Below are 1,372 nucleotides of genomic sequence, written 5' to 3' on the forward strand. Positions count from 1 at the left end.
CCCACCGACCACACCCTCCACCCCGCCCTCCTCGACGCCGCCCTCCACCCCCTCATCCTCAACACCCCCCAAAACGAACAAACAACCCAGCGCATCCCCTTCGCCTGGAGCAACATCACCCTCCACGCCACCCACGCCACCACCCTCCACGCCCACCTCACCCCCACCACCCCCGACACCGTCGAACTGGCCCTGTTCGACGCCGACGGCGGCCCGGTCGCCCGGATCGGCGGGCTCACCACCCGGCCCGTCAGCCGGCAGCAGCTCGGCGCGGCGGCCGGCGCCACAGACGAATCGGGCGTCCATCTGCTCGAATGGACTCTGCTGCCCCCGGCCGAGGACGTGCCGGCCCCGCAATCGGTGGCCCTGCTCGGGACGGCCGACCCATTGGAGCTGGCCCCCGTGCTCGGGGGCTGCGCCCGCTACGAGGATCTGACGGCGCTGGGCACCGCTGTGGACGCCGGCGCTGAGGCACCCGGCCTGGTCCTGGTGAGCGTGGCCGGCGAGGGCGAGGGCACCACGGACGTCCTGACGGCGACCCGGACCGTGCTGTACGGGGCAACCGGCCTGGTGCAGGAGTGGCTGTCCGACGAACGGTTCGCGCGGTCCCGGCTGGTCGTCGTGACGCGTGGCGCCGTCGCCACCCGGCCTGGACCGGAGATACGGGACCTCGCGGCGGCTCCCGTCTGGGGTCTGGTGCGTTCGGCGAGGACGGAGAACCCGGAGCGCTTCGCGCTCCTGGACCTGGACACCGTGCCGGCAATCGCTTCGGCGACGGCGGACGCGGTGCTACAGGTGCTGACGGAGGAGCTGCCCGAGGCTGCGGTCCGGGACGGGAGCGCCCACGTACCGCGGCTGGTGCGGCCGGCGGACGCCGCAGGGGTGCTGACCCCGCCCGTCGGCGTCGGCTCCTGGCGCGTCGATGTCACCAGCAAGGGCACGCTCGGCAATGTGGCGCTCGTACCGCACCCCGAGGGGGAGCGTCCGCTCGCCGCCCACGAGATCCGGGTGGCGATGCGCGCGGGTGGCCTCAACTTCCGTGACGTGATGATCGGCCTCGGCATGTACCCGGGCGACGACGCCATGATCGGTGGCGAGGGAGCGGGTGTCGTCCTGGAGACCGGCTCCGAGGTGACCGGACTCTCCGTCGGCGACCGGGTGTTCGGCATGTTCCCCTCGGGCGGACTGGGGCCGGTCGGGGTCACCGACCACCGGCTGACCGCCCGGATCCCACGAGGGCTCTCCTTCGGCCAGGCGTCCGTCATCCCCGTCGTGTACCTGACGGCGTATTACGGTCTGACGGATCTGGCGGGGCTGCGGGCGGGCGAGCGGCTGCTCATCCATTCCGCGGCGGGCGGGGTCGGGATGGCCG

Annotated in this window: 1 protein-coding gene; it reads left to right on the forward strand. The window is 73.2% G+C overall.

The features are described 5' to 3' along the window. Window positions 1-1,372 (forward strand): SpnB-like Rossmann fold domain-containing protein (locus tag B082_RS37285; protein ID WP_037711493.1); only part of this gene is annotated, 1,372 nt, incomplete at both ends.

Source organism: Streptomyces sp. ATexAB-D23, from assembly GCF_000373645.1.
In the GTDB taxonomy this organism is placed as follows: Bacteria; Actinomycetota; Actinomycetes; order Streptomycetales; family Streptomycetaceae; genus Streptomyces; species Streptomyces castrisilvae.